Source organism: Tardiphaga sp. 768_D3_N2_1 (assembly GCF_052076105.1).
GTDB lineage: Bacteria > Pseudomonadota > Alphaproteobacteria > Rhizobiales > Xanthobacteraceae > Tardiphaga.
The window spans coordinates 5,794,061-5,809,980 of sequence record NZ_CP197245.1; the positions used below are offsets into that span (position 1 = coordinate 5,794,061).

Sequence of the window (15,920 nt, forward strand, 5' to 3'; positions counted from 1 at the left end):
GCGCGGCGGCCATCGTTTTCCAGCGATGTCCGACGATGACGAACCCATCACCGAGATCGCCGCCCCGCCTGCCCTGGTTCCAGAGACCAACCGGCAGTGGAAGCTCACGCCTGCGCTTAATCTGCTCGAGAAGAGCAGGCAGATCGCGATTATCTCTGCAGACACCGAGGACGATGCTCGGGCCATTGCCACAACAGCAGACCCCATGGGCCGAAATTGGCGAGATATCCATCTATTCACTGCCGACAGCATCGAGACGACTGAGCGATACGTGATCGGCGATGTCATATTTCGATCGAGGCCGACGCCGCCCGCTCCGAAGCCAACGCGAATCAAGAAGGCTTGACCATGCCCAAGAAGAAGACAGAGCGCACCCTCGAGATGTGGGCCGCAGACTTACTGATGGAAGCCCATGCGATCGCTCCATGCCATGAGCACGGGTATATGCGCCTGCGTCACAGCCATCATGCCGTCGACTACGCTATGTCGCTTGCAGAGCACCGTAAGTTCTCAGGCAAAAATAAGAAGGAACGGAAGGCCGCTGTTGAGCGCGTACTTGATGGCCTGGGTGATGAGTGCCCGGCCTGCACATAATTTACATCACGGCCTACAAACCTCTTACGGGGTCAGTCCGCAGCCGCAATACCCCGATCGGTCGCATCATACGTCTTCTCACATTGCGCGCACAGCGGCGTGTTTGGGGATTAGCGAAATACCGCTGGAACTCAGGGCCCTCATCATCGTTTGACTTGCCGTCACGAAGGGCGAATTCAAAACAGGAGGATGCAATGGGTCTGTTCAGCAAAGACATCAAGACCATGGAGGACATGTTCGTGCATGGTCTGCAAGACATCTACTATGCGGAACATCAGATCACGAAGGCGCTCCCGCAGATGATCGAACAGGCCACAAATCGGGATCTCGCAGCCGGTCTGAGGGCGCATCTCGACGAAACGGAGAAGCAGATCGGTCGTCTCGAACAAGTCTTCAAGAAGCTCGGCAAGGAGCCAAGTGCCACCGACTGCCCGGCCATTGACGGCATCATTAAGGAAGCCAAAGAGACCGCGAGCGAGATCGACGACAAAGCCGTGCTCGACGCCGCCATCGTTGCCAATTCGCAGGCCGTCGAACACTATGAGATTGCCCGATATGGAACGTTGATCGCATGGGCTGAAGAACTCGGTCATGAAGATGTCGTACGGCTACTTACGACAAACCTGAATGAGGAGAAGGCCGCCAACACCAAGTTAAACACGATCGCTCTTCGGAAGGGCGTGAACAAGAAGGCTGTGGCGTGAAATCCTTGTCATAGTCCGGCGCGCGGACATGACGCTTCGGCACCCCGTGACGCCGGATGGCCGGTACTTTGTCGTGAAGGGGCGCCTTTGGCGTCTAGCGGTCGCTACCGGAATCGAAGAAGACAGCGCTTGTGGCTGAATTGATGCGGGCCCGCCGCGCGGTCAAGGCAGCGAAGCAGGCTGGTGACGTTTCACAGAAGGGAATGCCCATAGCGACGTCGACGACGCCAAGCGGGCCTTGGGCGAGCGTGGCCCTGTCTGGTGGACCGACGGCGCCCCGGATCTCAACAGGCATATGGCGAAAAGCACGCCATATGCGGCTTGGTTTGCCGGCCTCAAGCTATCCCGTGCGAAAGCGACAGCGTGAAGATCGCGACCTTTAACGTGAACAACGTCAACAAGCACCTTCCGAACCTACTTGCGTGGCTGAAGTCGTCGAAACCGGATATCGCGTGCCTTCAGGAGTTGAAGGCATCTCAATCCGAGTTTCCGGAAGTGGCCTTGCGAAAGGCAGGTTACTCCGCCGCTTGGGTCGGGCAAAGGGCATGGAACGGCGTTGCGATCCTCGCACGGAAGAAATCCGACATCATCGTCACGCGTCGCAGGCTCCCCGGGGATCCGAATGATGACCAGAGCCGCTATCTTGAAGCCGCCGTCAGCGGCGTACTCGTCGCCTGCGTTTATGCACCCAATGGCAACCCGCAGCCGGGACCGAAATTCGACTACAAGCTTGCCTGGCTGAAGCGCTTGAATACGCATACAGCCAAGCTGATGAAGTCCGGCGCGCCAGCCGTTGTCGCTGGTGACTTCAACGTCGTACCGACGCCGTCCGACATCTACCCGACGAAGTCCTGGAACAAGGATGCTCTGGTGCAGCCACAGGCTCGGGCGGCGTTTGCCAAGCTCCTCAAAAACGGGTGGGCCGACGCGCTTCGCGAGGCCTATCCCGACGAGCCAATGTATACGTTTTGGTCGTACTGGCGAAACCGCTTCGATCGGGACGCCGGCCTTCGCATCGACCACCTGCTGCTCAGTCCGACGTTGCGACAGCGTCTGGTATCCGCCGGCGTCGATCGCGCAATCCGCGGGAAGCCAGATCCGAGCGATCATGCACCGGCATGGATCGTGCTGAAGTGACCCACGGCGGCGCGACAAAATGCGATGGCAGTTCTCGGAACGGATGTCGGCGCCAGCGGTTCTTCGCTTTGAGGAGAAACAAATGCCGAAGTATTCTGAGGATCAGATTCGCGAGTACGCCCACAAGCTGTGGGACCAGCAGGGACGGCCGGAAGGGCGGGCCGATGAGTTCTGGCATCAAGCCAAGGCCGAACTTGAAAGCGATGAGCCTGGAGACGAGCTCGACACGAATAATCCGAAGCCTATGCCCGAATGAGCATTCAGGAGCGCGTGATGAGCCGAGAAGATGGGAACGGCGGGTCTTTGGGTGAAAATGCGCTCGACGCTGCGAAGGGCGCGGTGAACGCTGCCACAGAGCAGGTTGATAAGGTGGGGCAGCATTTCAAAGAAAAGGTCGAAGCGGCAAAGCAGCCGGAGACATATCTGGAGATGCTCAAGGACGTCACCAAAGCCGCTCCGCTCGCGATGCTGGCGATCGCATTTGTCGGTGGGATCTTGTTCGCCCGCCGCCATTAATGCTTTTTTCGCGACCCTAGATCGAAATCCAGCTGCACGTTTTCGACCAGGGTCGGCGACGCGTCGAGAATCATGGCGGCCGTCCAGAACCCGGTGCGGCGGGCTTTTGTGAATCAGTGAGTTTTCGTGTCTTTCCACTTCTCCAGGTCCGGCTTGGGTGTATCCGGCGGCAGGCTCGGGTCAGTGGTGTTCTGAGCGTTCTGCTTCCAGGGCTGGTTGCTCTGTGAATGCTTACCCCAGTCCTGCTTATCGCGGTCATCATCGCTCGGCGGGTTTGTTTTCTCGGCGCTCATGGTCTGTCCTTCCATTTAGATGAGGTAACCTCCGTTTTCATTGAGTGTTCCCCGTTCGCGTGGAACGATTCCAATTCGCGCTGTTTGAATAGGCATGAGAAATCATCCTGACCAACCGGTTCATCTCGCTGTCCTCATGGAAGAGGCGATCCAAATTGCATGGGATTATCTGGAGCGGGCAGGCGAAATCGAAAATGCGGAGTTCTGCTCTCATATTCTGCTCCATTCCGTTGAAAACATGGTGCGGCAGGGCGTAAGGCGCCGCCTGCTACTCTCGAACAGAGCCATTGCTCAATACATGGAAGCTCTTGAAGCTCGCACGCTTCAAGCGGCCTCTTAGCAGGGCCGTGACGATGGTGATGGGTGGCAATCAATTATATCTCAGGCGCCAGCAGACGGCCATTGGATGGCTCGTCGAGAAGTGGCTGGCTTATTGTCAGGCTGAAACATGTCGACGGTCAAACCGACGACCCCAAGCGAAGTAAAGGGCGACGATAATCTGGGACTTGGCGTCCTCGTCATTTTCCTGCTGGTGTTTAGCTTGCCTTTGTTACTTTTGTGATTCTCAGAGACGGCGCTGAGTGCGCTGCGGCTCCATAACTAAGTCGTAGATCCACAGCCTTGGTAAAATCCACTGTCCGACCAATTCAGTTTGTTTGCGGAAAACACGACAGGTCCCGAAGGCCTCCGGTATGTCGACGACTTCGTTTCGGAAGCGGAAGCGCTCGACCTTATAGCCCAGGTGGCCGACTTGCCCCTCCAGCCGTTTCAGTTCGGCCAGTATGAGGGCAAGCGTCGCGTAGCCTCCTTCGGGTTCAGCTACGACTATACGGCGCGCCGCCTCGTTGAAGCCGAGCTGATTCCTGAATGGCTCGCCGATGTCTCACATCGCGTCGAGACTTTCGGTGGACCCAGTACGCGCATACAGCAAGTTCTCTGCACCGAATACGACGTCGGAGTCGGGATCGGTTGGCACAGGGACAAGCCGCACTTCGACCGGATATTCGGATTATCGCTGGGCGCGATGTGCAAGTTCCGATTTCGCAGGCCCGCTTCGACCAAGTTCGAGCGTTTCACCCTCGAAGCGAAGTCCCGTTCGATCTACATGATGTCCGGCGAGGCGCGGTCGGTATGGGAACACAGCATTCCGGCCGTCGAGGCCAAACGCTACTCCATCACCTTCCGGACGATGGTGTAGAATGCCTTAGAAGGCAAAGTGTCGGATACGAGGGCGAATGGCGAAACGGACCGGGAGCGCCGATCTTCCTTTGCATGGTGGACGGGTTCCGCCATGGCTGGCCTCTCGCATGTCAGCGCTCGGCGCTATCGTCACCCAGGCGATTGTCCACCATTACGGTCGCGACGAGTTCTTGCGGCGGCTGTCCCATCCGTTCTGGTTTCAATCCTTCGGCGCCGTGATGGGAATGGATTGGCATTCGTCGGGGATCACAACCAGCGTCATCGGTGCTCTCAAGCGCGGCCTGGGTCCGCTGCAGGACGAACTCGGCATCCACGTCTGCGGAGGGCGGGGCCAGCATTCGCGGAAAACTCCCGACGAACTTCACGCGCTCGGCGACCGCATCGGATTTGACGGGCTCGCCCTGACGCGCGCGAGCCGTCTCGTCGCCAAGGTCGACAGCGCAGCCGTCCAGGATGGCTTCGATCTCTACCTGCACGGCTTCTTCGTCACCGACGAGGGCAAATGGACCGTGGTGCAGCAGGGCATGAACGGCGACAAGAAACAGGCCCGTCGCTATCATTGGCATTCGGAGAACCTGACGAGTTTCGTCGACGAACCGCACAGCGCCATCGATGGTCCGTTTCAGGGAAACGTCGTCAATCTGACGGATGGGCGCGCCGCACCTTCCCGACGGGCCCAGCTAGACCTGCTGACGTCTTTGGGTCCCGACGGCATCGTCGATGAGTTCGCCGCGCTGACTGGTAACGCGCCGGCCCAGCCCCTCCTGCCGCATCTCGTCATGCCGGCACATCACGATGTCCGCTCGAGCGATGTGTTCACCCGGCGCCTTCATGGTACGCTCGCCGCCGCTGCCGAGCGCGGGCCGCTCGACTTTCCCGACCTACTGCTAACGCCGGGCGTCGGCGCACGAACGGTCCGCTCGCTGGCAATGGTGGCGGAGGTCGTCCATGGCGCGCCGTACCGCTTCCGCGACCCGGCGCGGTTTTCACTCGCCCATGGCGGCAAGGATCGTCACCCGTACCCGGTGCCGATCAAGGTCTACGACGAGACCATCCGCGTGTTGAAGACAGCCGTCCAGAACGCCAAGCTCGGCCGAGATGAGGAGATGCAGACGCTTAAACGGCTCGACGACCAAGCTCGCCGCCTCGAACGGACGGCGAGCGGCCCCTCATTCGAGGATTTCGTGGATGGTGAGTTGCGGGCATCCCCCGCGCTCGGCGGTCGCTCGGTCTTCGGGTCTGAAGAGGAGCAATCCGGCAGGCAGTCGGCAAAGAAATGAAAACCCGGCCGCCCCGCGTAACGCCGCTGACGCTGAAGAGCAAGGACGCGCTCGCGCTATCGGCCCTCTTGATGAAGCCGCGGAACGCGCGAGCCTGTTTCGTCTTTGCGCACGGGGCAGGCGCAGGCATGACGCACCCGTTCATGGAAGATGTCGCTGCAAAGCTTTATGGCCATGGCATCACGACCTTGCGCTTCCAGTTCCCGTTCATGGAGAAGGGCAGCAAACGCCCAGACACTCCGGCTGTCGCACATGCGGCCATACGATTGGCCACGGCGGAGGCCCGCCGTCGATGCCCCGGGATGCTCGTTATAGCGGGCGGCAAGTCATTCGGCGGACGCATGACCTCGCAGGCGCAGGCAGAAGATCCGATCGAAGCCGTATGCGGCTTGGCATTTGTCGGTTTCCCCCTGCATCCCGCCGGTAAATCCTCGATCACAAGAGCCGAACACCTCGCGGGCATTCGGATCCCCATGCTTTTCATCCAGGGAACGCGTGACAAGCTGGCGGAGCCCGCGCTCATACGCCAGGTCTGCAAAGGCTTGGGATCGAAGGCGACCTCTCACCTAATCGATGGCGCCGATCACGGCTTTCATATCCCGGCCCGCAGCGGACGGACCGACCAGGACGTTGTAGCCGAAATTGCACTCATGATCTCACAGTGGGCGGGGCGCTTGAAAAGCTGACCTCGGGCAGCCAATAGCCGGCTGGACCCTTTCGATGGATTCTCCGTTGTTCCGTTGACGCCCATGAGGCGTCCCGGCTTCTGGGACGGCTCACCCTAGCTTGTCCTGCAGCACGCCCTGATGGAGCACCGATGTCTGACGCAGTCGATTATTTTAAAGCTTATGCCGAGCGTGTGATCTGCAAGGCGCGCAATATGCGCCCGGGCAGACCGAAGGTTCTGCAGCGTGCCGTGGGTCGCGTGTACCACTGGCTCAGCAAGGAAGCCGCATTCGGCCCGAACACGCATCGCATGGACGATTTTCGCGTCGCGCGGGAAGTCGAGAAGACCATCGGCGTTGGAGACACTTCGACAAGGCCGGCAGAAACGTAACGCGGCGAAGCACAATTTAGTCGCTGGGAAAGTCCCATTCCATAACATCCGATGGGCGAATGTCTCTTGTAGCAGCAAAGCTAGAAAATCATTACTGAGCAAGTTCTTCGTCCTGCGTTATCGCAGCTTGCCGAGCCAGAGTGCAGAGAGCGATGGGCGATTGCGCACGCCGAACTTCGCGTAGATCGATTTGACGTGGAAGTGCGTGGTGTTCGGACTTTGGTCGAGCTTCTGCGCGATCCGGCTTTCCGTGTCCCCGTCGAGCAGTGCGAGCAACACGCGGCGTTCAGCGGGTGTGAGGGGCGCCTTGGCGATGAGCAGGCCGTGGCTGAGCAATTGTTCTCGGTGAAACCATCTCAAGGCGCGCATGACGAAGCCCAGACGCTGGCCGTCTTGCGGCGTAAAGCGAGGTGCCTGCGCATCGCGGAACACGAACAGGCGAATCCTCACGTCGTCATTGAGCGCAATGCGCACTGAGATGCTGTCGGCGAAGCCGACGTCCAGATAGTGCCGCCGATAGTGCTTGCCCTCGAACCATTCCGGCGGCAGCGCTTCAAACAGCAGGCGGACGCGGAACGGCTCATCGCCCGACATGGAAAGGATCTGAGACATGTCGACGTCGTCGGACCAGAGCGTATCGTACTGCTTCTGCACTGATGCCGCCACCGCCGGTATCGGGTCCAGCACCCTGACGAGGCGCGGACGCCAGCCGAGCAAGGGATCTGCCCGCTTCGGCGAAGGCAATCGCACGACCACGCCCCATAGCACATTGCGTGCCGACAACATGGTACGCAGTGCGGACAGCAGATGTGTCAGCGCGGCGTCGCCGTCGGCGACTGGGAACTCGGCCAGCTGATCCCAGAGTGCATAGACTTCTTGATTTTGCGGATCGGTGGGATCCGTCGAGAGATGCATGTCATTCCCAATCAGTGCAGGAAGCCGAGCCTGCGCGGGCATACATAAAGCACAGCGAACCACCTTTCTAGGTGGTTCTCAGACGCATCAGGTAGCGCGATATTCAGCGCGGGTGCTGGGAAGGCGGATTCTCTCACCGTGCCGATATGGGGGATATAACGATGCGCACACGGCGTGAGCCGGCGTGAATGCCAGGCGACGACCGGACGGAGAGGCGATGGCCTGCCGGCTCTTTCATCGTTCTGTCATGCGCTGTTCTAACTGCGGTCAACCTCTCCTGACGGGCCGTTTGAGCAACTCGCACGAAATCACTCTCACACGAGAAATACTAACGCTGAAATGACGGTCCGCTGACGTCATTGACATACCGGAATGCCCTTTATGCGCGTTCGTCACCGTCTGCGGGTCAGCTCTGTTGCGCTGTGCTCTCTGCCTATTCGTAAGACCGGGTGAGCCGTCTTGCCGCCGCTCTTTCGAGGCGACTGACGGGACTTCTTGTCGAAAGCAAATGCGCTTGGCGTTTTGGAGTTAAGTTATGAAGTTCAAGCTCAGTTCGCCAACGAAGCAAACAACGCAGCCTGCGATTGCAGCTTCTCAACGTCGCAGCGCACTTCTGAGAACCACCGCGCTGTGGATGTCACTGTCCATCGTGGTGAGCGCGAGCGGTGTTGGCTGCGGTCCGGCGTTCGCAAATGGTGGCTCAGGCGGAAGCGGTGCTACAGGCGCTCCAGGAGCAGGCGCGGGAAGCTCTGATAATCTTTTCAATGGAGCGGCAAGTGCCGGAGTTCCTGGCTTCCCCGATCCTGGTGGAGGCGGCGGTGGTGGCGGCGGCGGCTCCGGCGGTGTCTATTCTCCCGGCCCTACGGGCGCTGGAGGGGCGGGCGGCGATGGGAGCGGCGGTGCCGCAGGCGGACTCGGGGCGACTGACATAACCTTTTCCGGGGGCGATGGCGCCGCCGGCGCGGCCGCAGGTGGCGGCGGCGGTGGCGGAGGTGGCTTCAACGTCTTAAGGGATAACACGGCTGTAACGACTGGCGGAAACTTCACGGGAAGCGGCGGCGGCAATGGCGGTGCCGCGAACGGCAGTGGTGGTGGTGGTGGTGGCGGAGCAGGCGGCGCTCAGGTTGCATTCACAAACACTGCCGCCTTCGATGTCGGTGGTGGTGATCAGCGGATAGGCGGCGCTGGTGGCGCCGGCGGGGCGAGCGCTAGCGGGTTCGGTGGTTCGGGCGGCACCGGTGGGTTCGGAGCGTTTTTCGCTGCTGGCGGAACGGTGAAGGTGGGGACAGGAGCTCTGCTGAGCGGCGGTGCCGGCGGCGCCGGAGGCGTTGGAGGCGCCGGCAATGGCGCCAATGGAGCAGGTGGTGTCGGCATTGTCGGTGCGGACATAGCGATTGTTAACAACGGCACGATCCGCGGCGGACTGAACGGTGACGGCATAACCCGGACCAATGCCATCAGCTTCACAGGCGGCGTCAACACCCTGACGCTCGGCAATGCGACAGATGGCATCGTTGGAAACATCGATTTGGCAACCGGCTCGCTCACCCTTGACCAATCGACCAACTCAACGCTCGCGGCAATCATTACCGGTCACGGGATCTTAATCTCGAAGACCGGCGCCGGCACTCTGGTGCTGTCTGGAGCCAATACATTCAGCAGTAACGTCGATATTAAAGCGGGCGCGTTGTCCATTACGAACGGCACTAACCTGGGCAGCGGCAATAAACAGATCACGATGTTCGATGGCGGGACGTTGGCCGTGACGGCCAATGCCACGTTAGCCAACAACCTCACATTTGTGATGAGCGGCAATCCCAATTTCGATATCGCAGCAGGGACTACGACCACGATACAAGGCGTGATTGCAAACTTGATAGGGCCTTTTGGGAACGGCTCCGGCTTCACCAAGATCGGTGCGGGAACCCTGGAGCTGGCGGGAGCGAATAGTTATTTCGGCCCGACCAATGTGAAAACCGGCACATTACGGGCCGCGTCCGCCAGCGCTTTTGGAATATTCCCAACAGTCGATGTTTCAGCCGGCGCGACCGTGGATTTGAACGGCTTCAACCAGACGTTCTTTAATTTGAGCGGTGCCGGCACCGTGACGGGCGCCAATAGCACGATTTCCGGCTCGTTTTCTGCTGGCGATCTCAGTCTACCGGGCTCATCAACGAAGATTACGGGCAATCTCGCATTCCAGTCCGGCGCATTCTATGTAGTTTCCCTCAATCCCAGCACGTCAACATTTGCGAATGTCACCGGCACGGCCACACTTGGTGGCGCGACCGCGTTCGTCGTATTTGCCGACGGCGCCTATGTGCAAAAGACGTACAGGATCCTCACCGCGACCGGCGGCGTCAGCGGCGCCTTCTCCTCCGCAGTGTCCACCTATAATGCGCCATCGAACTTCAGTTCAACGCTGAGCTATGACGCCAATAATGTTTATCTTGGTCTGATCCTGAATTTCGCCATTCCAGGCGGCCTCAACGTCAATCAGCAGAACGTCGGCAACGCGCTGACCAATTTCTTCAATACGACTGGCGGCATTCCCACAGTGTTCGCCAACATGTCCGCAAGTGGTTTGTCGCAGGCGGCCGGCGAGACAGCCACCGGCGCCCAGCAGACCACCTTCGATGCCATGACCCAGTTCATGGGCGTGATGACCGATCCGTTCACCGCAGGCCGCGGCACGCCGCAGACTGGCGCCGTTGGCTATGTCGACGAGACGCCGGCCTATGCCGCGAAGCGGTCTCCGAGCGATGCGCTGGCGGCGATCTATCGCAAGGCTCCGTTAATGGCACCTGCGTTTCAGGAACGCTGGAACGTGTGGGCGGCGGCCTTCGGCGGCTCGCGTAACACCGACGGCAATACGGTGGCCGGCTCGAACGACACCCGGTCGAGCATCGGCGGCGTCGCGGTCGGCGCCGACTACTGGTTCTCGCCAAATACGTTGGCGGGCTTCTCGCTGGCTGGCGGCGGCACCAACTTCTCGGTGGCCAACAGCGGCTCGGGCCGCAGCGACCTGTTCCAGGCGGGTGCGTTCGTGCGCCACACGGTCGGATCAGCTTACATCACAGCAGCGGCGGCCTATGGCTGGCAGGATATCACCACCGATCGTGTCGTCGGCGGCGATCGGCTGCGCGCGCAATTCAATGCTAACAGCTATTCGGGTCGCATCGAAGGTGGCAATCGTTACCTGATGTCCTGGCTGGGCGGCGTCGGCTTTACGCCTTATGCCGCGGCGCAGGTTACAGCGCTCGATTTGCCGTCCTATGCAGAGACTGACGGCGGCGGCGCCAACACCTTCGCACTGGCCTATGCGGGCAAGACCGTGACCAGCACCCGCAGCGAACTCGGCTTCCGCACCGACAAGTCGTTTGCCGTGACGGACGCGATCTTGACGCTACGTGGCCGCGTCGCATGGGCGCACGATTTCAATAGCGACCGTTTCGCTTCGGCGACGTTCCAGACGCTGCCCGGTGCGAGCTTCGTCGTCAACGGCGCGGCGCAGGCGAGCGACACCGCGTTGACGACCGCATCCGCGGAGATGAAGTGGACGAACGGTTGGGCCGTCGCCGGGACCTTTGAAGGCGAGTTCTCGGATGTCACGCGCAGCTACGCCGGCAAGGGCGTGGTGCGGTATGCGTGGTGAGACCGGGCAAGATGAGGCGCGTCGCGATGAATCTTCACATGCACTCTGACCGAAGTGAGATCGGTAGCGCCGGCCAAGCATCAAGCGAAGATAGTTCGGCGGCGAAAGCTGCACTTCGTTTGGCGGTCAATGACATGAGAACGCGTGGGTACAACACGCTTGGCATCAAATGCCTGATCGCGCTGGTGCTGCTCGCGTTTGGTATCGCCCACGTCATCGGCGCGATCATTCTGTCGCGCAGCGCAGCCTCCGATCAGCGCCCACGCGCGATCGAAGCGGTTCACTCTGACTAGGCACCGAACGATTTACGAATCCAAACGAGGTTTGTCCGTTGAACAGTTTAATTGCCGTCTATATCGCTTGGATCGTCGCTCAAACCGGGCTGACCGCGCCAGATCGCCCAGCTGTCCATTTTGTGACGTCCACGGAAATGGCAGCGCGGTATGGCGCGCCGGAAAGCAATGGCCTGGAGTTTCAAGCGCTCTACAGTCATGCAGAGAATACAATCTTCCTGCCGAACGGCTGGCACATTGAGGATCTGCGGAACAGAAGCGCGCTGTTGCATGAGCTCGTGCACCACGCCCAACATGCGAGCAACGTTCAGGCGCCCTGTAAGGCCGCGCTTGAACGCCAAGCCTACGACCTGCAGATCAAATGGCTCCGCGAGCAGGGCGTCGACGATCCTTACGGTCTCATCGGCACGAACGAACTCACAATCTACATGGTCAGCACTTGCCGCGATGATTCGTGACGGGCGCAAATCGATCGCCACGCAAACGTTGTGCGGCGAGTCTGCAACGACCTCATTTGTCGCAAATCGCACATAAAACCCGAGCGTTTGGAGACGCACTATGAAGTTCAAGCTCGGATCGCCAACGTGGCACCCCACGCAGCCTGCTGAATGGTCAAAGGCAGGATATCGGCGTCGCTTGCTCATCGGCACGGCCTTAACCGGTGCGTTCATCGCCATGATCGCCGCGGTTTCCGACCGAGCGTTGGCGGCCTGTGTCGGCGAAAACACCGGCAACGTGACCTGCGACGCGGCCAATCCGGCGACCGGCGGCACGCTCGAGTCGATTTTCGCCGGCGCCACGGTCGTGACCGTCAATCCGGGGGCAAAGATCGATGGTTTTGCCCTGTTTGGAAACGCCACCTTCGGCGGCGCAAGCGTTACCGTCACAGCGCCCGGCAGCCTCACCTTCACCAACGGCGATACCATCTTCGGCATCGCCAACATGGTGAACCTCCGCAACTTTTTCGGAGACATCAGCTATATCGGCAATGCCGCGGCGTTCGGGATCGGCGCCCAAGGTGCCGACGGCACGATCAGCATTCTCAATACTGCAGCGATCGGAACGGGAGGCATCTCTGCCCTTACCACCGGCAACGGCAAAATCATCATCAATTCCAATGCCGCCGTGAACGGCACCATCATCGGACTGTCCAACGGCGCAGGCGACGTATTCATCAGCGGCTCCGGCAGCGTCACGTCCACGACGACCGGCATCAGCGCCTCGACCACCGGCCTGGGCAACGCCACCATCATCTACAACGGGGCCATCACATCGGTAGATGCCGCCCTCTCTGCGTCGACCCCCGACGGAAACGCCACGGTGACCGGGTCCGGCAACGTGACAAGCTCCGACGCTAGCACCACCATCAAAGCGTGGGCGGACGTCGCCGCAATTGGCCATGGCAACGCGTTGATTGCCTGGAACGGCACCGTCAACAACACTGGCAACGGCGCCGGCCTCTATGCAGACGCAGGTGCTGGATCGGCGACGGTGAACGTCCTGGGGAATGTCACATCGGTCACCGACACGGCTGTAAGGGCCACCAGCCAAGGTGGACTAGCCACCGTGACTGTTGCCAACGGTGTGTCGATCGTCGGCGGCGTCCAGGCCATCGATGTCGGTGCACCCTTCGGCAACGTAAATCTCGTGGTGGGCGGGGGAGCGTCCATCAGCTCAGTTGGTGACGCGATCTTTGCGCACACGATCACCGGCAACACCACGGCGACGATCGGCGCTGGCAGCATTGTCAGCGGCGGCGGAGGAGGGGGAGGCCTTGTTGTCGAGGCGCTTGGTGGCATCGCCACGGTCACAATCGGCGCTGGGGCAATCCTCAGCGGCGGATCAGCCATCGGCATCAGCGCAGACAGCGGCTCGCTGACGATCGGCAACGGCGCGCGCCTCACAGCGGCAGGAGCCCCCGGATCATTCGGTGCAGTCTACGTGGAAAGCGTCACCGGCTTCACGATGTTCAACGCTGGCGCCATCAACGGTTCATCTGGTTCAACGGCCGCAGTGTACTTTATAGCGAACGGCGCCCCCCACACGCTGACGCTGGCACCGACCTCTGTCATCATCGGCCAAGTGATTGGCGGCGCCAGTTCGTTCCAGATTCCTTTAGGTCACGTGCCGGGTGTCGCCGACACCTTGCAGCTCGGCGGCACCGGGACAGGCAGCTTCGACATCTCGCAGGTCAGCGACGCGGGACAGTATTCCGGCTTCGGCACCTTCAACAAGGTCGACTCCTCGAATTGGACGCTGACCGGCACGAGCACGTTCGCGGGGCCGATCAACGTCAACGGCGGCACCCTGTCAGTCAATGGCGACATCACCTCGGCCGGCAGCCTGACGGTGAATCCCGGTGGCACGCTCGGTGGCAACGGCGTCGTCGGCACGACAGCGATCAATGGCGGCACGCTGGCGCCCGGCAATTCGATCGGCACGCTCACCGTCAGCGGCAGCCTTACGATGACGGCGGCATCGACCTATCTGGTGCAGGTCTCCGGCACCTTCTCGGACAAAACTGCCGTCACGGGCGTTGCCACGCTCGCAGGCAAGGTGATCGTCGATCCGCTGCGTCCGCTCGGCGTCACCACGACCTACACGATCCTGAATGCCGGCACGCGGACGGGCACCTTCGACGGCGTCAGCATCGACAACTTCTTTGCCCGCAATGCCCGGCTCAGCTATGTAGGCAACGATGTGCTGCTGACGCTTGATCCCGGCCTGCTCGGCCCGATCCTGCCCGGCAGTGCCGGCACCAATCAGCGCAGCGTCGCTGGCGCGATCGACAATGCGATCATCGGCGGCGCAGTGCTGCCGACCGGCTTCAACGCGCTGTATCTTCTGTCGGGCAACGAGCTGCTCAATAGACTGTCGCAAGCCTCCGGCGAGACAGCCACCGGCGCCCAGCAGACCACCTTCGATGCCATGACCCAGTTCATGGGCGTGATGACCGATCCGTTCACCGCAGGCCGCGGCACGCCGCAGACTGGCGCCGTTGGCTATGTCGACGAGACGCCGGCCTATGCCGCGAAGCGGTCTCCGAGCGATGCGCTGGCGGCGATCTATCGCAAGGCTCCGTTAATGGCACCTGCGTTTCAGGAACGCTGGAACGTGTGGGCGGCGGCCTTCGGCGGCTCGCGTAACACCGACGGCAATACGGTGGCCGGCTCGAACGACACCCGGTCGAGCATCGGCGGCGTCGCGGTCGGCGCCGACTACTGGTTCTCGCCAAATACGTTGGCGGGCTTCTCGCTGGCTGGCGGCGGCACCAACTTCTCGGTGGCCAACAGCGGCTCGGGCCGCAGCGACCTGTTCCAGGCGGGTGCGTTCGTGCGCCACACGGTCGGATCAGCTTACATCACAGCAGCGGCGGCCTATGGCTGGCAGGATATCACCACCGATCGTGTCGTCGGCGGCGATCGGCTGCGCGCGCAATTCAATGCTAACAGCTATTCGGGTCGCATCGAAGGTGGCAATCGTTACCTGATGTCCTGGCTGGGCGGCGTCGGCTTTACGCCTTATGCCGCGGCGCAGGTTACAGCGCTCGATTTGCCGTCCTATGCAGAGACTGACGGCGGCGGCGCCAACACCTTCGCACTGGCCTATGCGGGCAAGACCGTGACCAGCACCCGCAGCGAACTCGGCTTCCGCACCGACAAGTCGTTTGCCGTGACGGACGCGATCTTGACGCTACGTGGCCGCGTCGCATGGGCGCACGATTTCAATAGCGACCGTTTCGCTTCGGCGACGTTCCAGACGCTGCCCGGTGCGAGCTTCGTCGTCAACGGCGCGGCGCAGGCGAGCGACACCGCGTTGACGACCGCATCCGCGGAGATGAAGTGGACGAACGGTTGGGCCGTCGCCGGGACCTTTGAAGGCGAGTTCTCGGATGTCACGCGCAGCTACGCCGGCAAGGGCGTGGTGCGGTATGCGTGGTGAGGTGCTGACCGGTGATTCAGAGGATCGAATGCCGGAGCAAAAGTATCGTCAAATTTTGTATCGCAAGAATGCAGCTTTTAGCGGACATTGTTCTTTGAGCTACAGGAGAAAGAATGACTGAGTATTCTCTAGAAATTCACGACACCAGCAATCACGCTCTCTCAGCACCAATATCATCTACCACACCTTTCGGAAGTTACGTACCTGGCACGCGTTTCTACTTGGATGCGACCAGAGCATATCCGATTGCGGAGGTGCACCATGGCGTCAAGGTCATCGGTACTCGCACGATAGTGCTGACCCGCGTCGTCGTTGGTGCTCCGCTCATGGAGCA

Annotated in this window: 18 protein-coding genes and 2 pseudogenes; 17 read left to right on the forward strand and 3 right to left on the reverse strand. The window is 60.8% G+C overall.

The genetic code is table 11. From position 1 onward, the window contains the following. The first annotated feature begins 25 nt into the window (after window positions 1–25). The 7 genes and pseudogenes from AB8A27_RS27220 to AB8A27_RS27250 all read left to right on the forward strand — a co-directional run bounded on the left by AB8A27_RS27220 (window position 26) and on the right by AB8A27_RS27250 (window position 2,951). Window positions 26–346 (forward strand): hypothetical protein, encoded by a 321-nt coding sequence (locus AB8A27_RS27220; RefSeq protein WP_441244563.1) that lies wholly within the window; start codon window positions 26–28, stop codon window positions 344–346. A gap of 2 nt (window positions 347–348) precedes the next feature. Next, window positions 349–594 (forward strand): hypothetical protein, encoded by a 246-nt coding sequence (locus AB8A27_RS27225; protein ID WP_441244564.1) that lies wholly within the window; start codon window positions 349–351, stop codon window positions 592–594. A gap of 194 nt (window positions 595–788) precedes the next feature. Next, window positions 789–1,298, forward strand: coding sequence for a YciE/YciF ferroxidase family protein (locus AB8A27_RS27230; RefSeq protein ID WP_441244565.1), 510 nt, complete (start codon window positions 789–791; stop codon window positions 1,296–1,298). Window positions 1,299–1,326: 28 nt separating this feature from the next. Beyond that, a pseudogene (locus AB8A27_RS27235) lies at window positions 1,327–1,665 on the forward strand (hypothetical protein). Further along, window positions 1,662–2,435: an exodeoxyribonuclease III gene (gene xth / locus AB8A27_RS27240; RefSeq protein WP_441244566.1), complete on the forward strand. Its 774-nt coding sequence runs from the start codon at window positions 1,662–1,664 to the stop codon at window positions 2,433–2,435. The pseudogene AB8A27_RS27235 and the gene xth overlap by 4 nt, the downstream one beginning before the upstream one ends. Before the next feature lie 82 nt (window positions 2,436–2,517). Next, on the forward strand, window positions 2,518–2,691 hold the full coding sequence (locus tag AB8A27_RS27245; protein ID WP_441244567.1) for a DUF2934 domain-containing protein: 174 nt from the start codon (window positions 2,518–2,520) through the stop codon (window positions 2,689–2,691). 17 nt (window positions 2,692–2,708) lie between these two features. Then, window positions 2,709–2,951, forward strand: coding sequence for a hypothetical protein (locus AB8A27_RS27250; RefSeq protein WP_441244568.1), 243 nt, complete (start codon window positions 2,709–2,711; stop codon window positions 2,949–2,951). Window positions 2,952–3,064: 113 nt separating this feature from the next. On the opposite strand, the gene AB8A27_RS27255 is transcribed toward AB8A27_RS27250, so the two are convergent. Then, window positions 3,065–3,244 (reverse strand): hypothetical protein, encoded by a 180-nt coding sequence (locus AB8A27_RS27255; RefSeq protein ID WP_441244569.1) that lies wholly within the window; start codon window positions 3,242–3,244, stop codon window positions 3,065–3,067. 94 nt (window positions 3,245–3,338) lie between these two features. On the opposite strand from AB8A27_RS27255, the gene AB8A27_RS27260 reads away from it, so the two are divergent. The 5 genes from AB8A27_RS27260 (at window position 3,339) to AB8A27_RS27280 (ending at window position 6,781) form a co-directional block, all read left to right on the forward strand. Next, on the forward strand, window positions 3,339–3,584 hold the full coding sequence (locus AB8A27_RS27260; RefSeq protein WP_441244570.1) for a hypothetical protein: 246 nt from the start codon (window positions 3,339–3,341) through the stop codon (window positions 3,582–3,584). A 312-nt stretch (window positions 3,585–3,896) separates the two neighbouring features. Continuing rightward, window positions 3,897–4,442, forward strand: coding sequence for an alpha-ketoglutarate-dependent dioxygenase AlkB (locus AB8A27_RS27265; protein WP_441244571.1), 546 nt, complete (start codon window positions 3,897–3,899; stop codon window positions 4,440–4,442). 37 nt (window positions 4,443–4,479) lie between these two features. After that, the gene (locus AB8A27_RS27270; protein ID WP_441244572.1) at window positions 4,480–5,724 is read left to right on the forward strand and encodes a DUF763 domain-containing protein; all 1,245 of its coding nucleotides are present in this window, start codon (window positions 4,480–4,482) and stop codon (window positions 5,722–5,724) included. Then, complete coding sequence (locus AB8A27_RS27275) at window positions 5,721–6,410, forward strand: alpha/beta hydrolase family protein (protein ID WP_441244573.1); 690 nt, start codon at window positions 5,721–5,723, stop codon at window positions 6,408–6,410. The genes AB8A27_RS27270 and AB8A27_RS27275 overlap by 4 nt, the downstream gene beginning before the upstream one ends. Before the next feature lie 131 nt (window positions 6,411–6,541). Beyond that, entirely contained in the window at window positions 6,542–6,781 is a 240-nt protein-coding gene (locus AB8A27_RS27280; RefSeq protein ID WP_441244574.1) for a hypothetical protein, read from the forward strand. 117 nt (window positions 6,782–6,898) lie between these two features. On the opposite strand, the gene AB8A27_RS27285 is transcribed toward AB8A27_RS27280, so the two are convergent. Both AB8A27_RS27285 and AB8A27_RS27290 read right to left on the reverse strand, forming a co-directional pair. After that, complete coding sequence (locus tag AB8A27_RS27285; RefSeq protein ID WP_441244575.1) at window positions 6,899–7,696, reverse strand: helix-turn-helix transcriptional regulator; 798 nt, start codon at window positions 7,694–7,696, stop codon at window positions 6,899–6,901. 1,006 nt (window positions 7,697–8,702) lie between these two features. Further along, the gene (locus tag AB8A27_RS27290; protein ID WP_441244576.1) at window positions 8,703–9,254 is read right to left on the reverse strand and encodes a hypothetical protein; all 552 of its coding nucleotides are present in this window, start codon (window positions 9,252–9,254) and stop codon (window positions 8,703–8,705) included. On the opposite strand from AB8A27_RS27290, the pseudogene AB8A27_RS27295 reads away from it, so the two are divergent. The 5 genes and pseudogenes from AB8A27_RS27295 to AB8A27_RS27315 form a co-directional block, all read left to right on the forward strand. After that, window positions 9,225–9,383 (forward strand): annotated as a pseudogene (locus AB8A27_RS27295) (autotransporter-associated beta strand repeat-containing protein); the annotation flags it as partial. The gene AB8A27_RS27290 and the pseudogene AB8A27_RS27295 overlap by 30 nt on opposite strands. After that, entirely contained in the window at window positions 9,384–11,351 is a 1,968-nt protein-coding gene (locus tag AB8A27_RS27300; RefSeq protein ID WP_441245049.1) for an autotransporter domain-containing protein, read from the forward strand. Window positions 11,352–11,485: 134 nt separating this feature from the next. After that, window positions 11,486–11,644: a hypothetical protein gene (locus tag AB8A27_RS27305; RefSeq protein WP_441244577.1), complete on the forward strand. Its 159-nt coding sequence runs from the start codon at window positions 11,486–11,488 to the stop codon at window positions 11,642–11,644. A 38-nt stretch (window positions 11,645–11,682) separates the two neighbouring features. Beyond that, window positions 11,683–12,102: a DUF6647 family protein gene (locus tag AB8A27_RS27310; protein WP_441244578.1), complete on the forward strand. Its 420-nt coding sequence runs from the start codon at window positions 11,683–11,685 to the stop codon at window positions 12,100–12,102. 178 nt (window positions 12,103–12,280) lie between these two features. Next, entirely contained in the window at window positions 12,281–15,586 is a 3,306-nt protein-coding gene (locus AB8A27_RS27315) for an autotransporter outer membrane beta-barrel domain-containing protein (protein WP_441244579.1), read from the forward strand. The last annotated feature ends 334 nt before the right edge of the window (window positions 15,587–15,920 follow it).

Coding starts and splice junctions, on each gene's coding strand:
- AB8A27_RS27270 (WP_441244572.1), top strand. CDS start 4,480: ATGGCGAAACGGACCGGGAGCGCCGATCTTCCTTTGCATGGTGGACGG.
- AB8A27_RS27280 (WP_441244574.1), top strand. CDS start 6,542: ATGTCTGACGCAGTCGATTATTTTAAAGCTTATGCCGAGCGTGTGATC.
- AB8A27_RS27245 (WP_441244567.1), top strand. CDS start 2,518: ATGCCGAAGTATTCTGAGGATCAGATTCGCGAGTACGCCCACAAGCTG.
- AB8A27_RS27220 (WP_441244563.1), top strand. CDS start 26: ATGTCCGACGATGACGAACCCATCACCGAGATCGCCGCCCCGCCTGCC.
- AB8A27_RS27250 (WP_441244568.1), top strand. CDS start 2,709: ATGAGCCGAGAAGATGGGAACGGCGGGTCTTTGGGTGAAAATGCGCTC.
- AB8A27_RS27230 (WP_441244565.1), top strand. CDS start 789: ATGGGTCTGTTCAGCAAAGACATCAAGACCATGGAGGACATGTTCGTG.
- AB8A27_RS27275 (WP_441244573.1), top strand. CDS start 5,721: ATGAAAACCCGGCCGCCCCGCGTAACGCCGCTGACGCTGAAGAGCAAG.
- AB8A27_RS27225 (WP_441244564.1), top strand. CDS start 349: ATGCCCAAGAAGAAGACAGAGCGCACCCTCGAGATGTGGGCCGCAGAC.
- AB8A27_RS27255 (WP_441244569.1), bottom strand. CDS start 3,244: ATGAGCGCCGAGAAAACAAACCCGCCGAGCGATGATGACCGCGATAAG.
- AB8A27_RS27260 (WP_441244570.1), top strand. CDS start 3,339: ATGAGAAATCATCCTGACCAACCGGTTCATCTCGCTGTCCTCATGGAA.
- AB8A27_RS27285 (WP_441244575.1), bottom strand. CDS start 7,696: ATGCATCTCTCGACGGATCCCACCGATCCGCAAAATCAAGAAGTCTAT.
- AB8A27_RS27305 (WP_441244577.1), top strand. CDS start 11,486: ATGAGAACGCGTGGGTACAACACGCTTGGCATCAAATGCCTGATCGCG.